Source organism: Bacillus sp. 05T31 (genome assembly GCF_056396725.1).
The window spans coordinates 1-1,168 of record NZ_JBFTMA010000993.1 but is presented as its reverse complement, the minus strand read 5'-3'; the positions used below and the strand labels follow the sequence as shown (position 1 = coordinate 1,168).

The window sequence follows — 1,168 nt, the reverse complement described above, 5'->3', positions numbered from 1 at the left end:
TTAGAAAGGGTGTGTGATTGGTATGGAAAAGGAAAATGTATTCAAATGGAAGCATTATCAGCCTGATATTATTTTGTTAACGGTAAGATGGTACCTACGGTACAACCTTAGTTTTCGTGATTTGGTGGAAATGCTAGAAGAACGGGGTTTATCCATTTCTCATACAACGATTATGCGTTGGGTWCAYCAGTATGGTCCKGAATTGGACAAACGAATCCGWCGTCACCTYAAACAAACAAATGACTCTTGGAGAGTCGATGAAACATATATCAAAGTAAAAGGTCAATGGATGTATYTGTAYCGTGCTGTTGATTCGAAAGGAAACACAATTGATTTTTYCCTAAACAAAACAAGAGACCAGAAGGCTGCAARGCGCYTTTTCAAGAAAGCTTTGCGGTCTTTTCATGTTTCAAARCCACGTGTKATAACAGTCGATAAGAAYCCRGCTTATCCTATAGCAATTGAACAGTTGAAAAAAGAAAAAAGCATACCTGATGGTATGCAACTTAGACAACAAAAGTACTTGAATAACATAGTAGRACAAGATCATCGCTTTATAAAGWAGCGARTYCRTTCTATGCTAGGGTTMAAATATTTTGACACAGCTACATCTATTCTTTCGGGAGTAGAAGCCATGCATATGATAAAAAAAGAACAGGTTGATTTACGGGACCAGTCTATTCAAAATCAGAAAGAATTCATCCATCAATTGTTTGGACTTGCAGCATAAAATACGATTCCGTTAGGAATTTATGCACTTTATTATCTTTTATTCTATTTTTGCACCAGAACCAGTTATCTTCCATAACACGCTTGAGAAGTAGAAACCTTCCCAAAAATATAATGTGAGGAAATTTCGTTTATCTTAACACTACCCCTTATACAAGGCATGTTAGAAACAAATAACTCTAACTTAATACCTCATTAACAGTTGCACTGTCCACAATTTGAATAAACTTCTTAACCTTATCGTTCTCATCAAACTCATACAGATGACAAAAATCTGCTATGAACGATTTCCCTGTATCTTTATATGTTCCACTATATTTTCCATAAACGATAACAGTATTGTTATTAAATGTATAAATTTCATCTTTAGCGCTATAGTTATCCCATTCCGTGCCAAGACGTTCATGTACATTTTTCACTACTTCATCTGGACCTATAT

At 35.2% G+C, this 1,168-nt stretch carries 2 protein-coding genes; one reads left to right on the top strand and one right to left on the bottom strand.

Annotated features, from left to right (window positions below; translation table 11 throughout):
* Window positions 1-22 precede the first annotated feature (22 nt).
* Entirely contained in the window at window positions 23-730 is a 708-nt protein-coding gene (locus tag AC1DJR_RS30625; RefSeq protein ID WP_477004326.1) for an IS6 family transposase, read from the top strand.
* A gap of 178 nt (window positions 731-908) precedes the next feature.
* Here the strand turns inward: AC1DJR_RS30625 and AC1DJR_RS30620 are convergent.
* Window positions 909-1,168, bottom strand: a 260-nt coding sequence (locus AC1DJR_RS30620) for a nuclear transport factor 2 family protein (RefSeq protein WP_477004325.1), incomplete at its 5' end; no start/stop codon positions are given.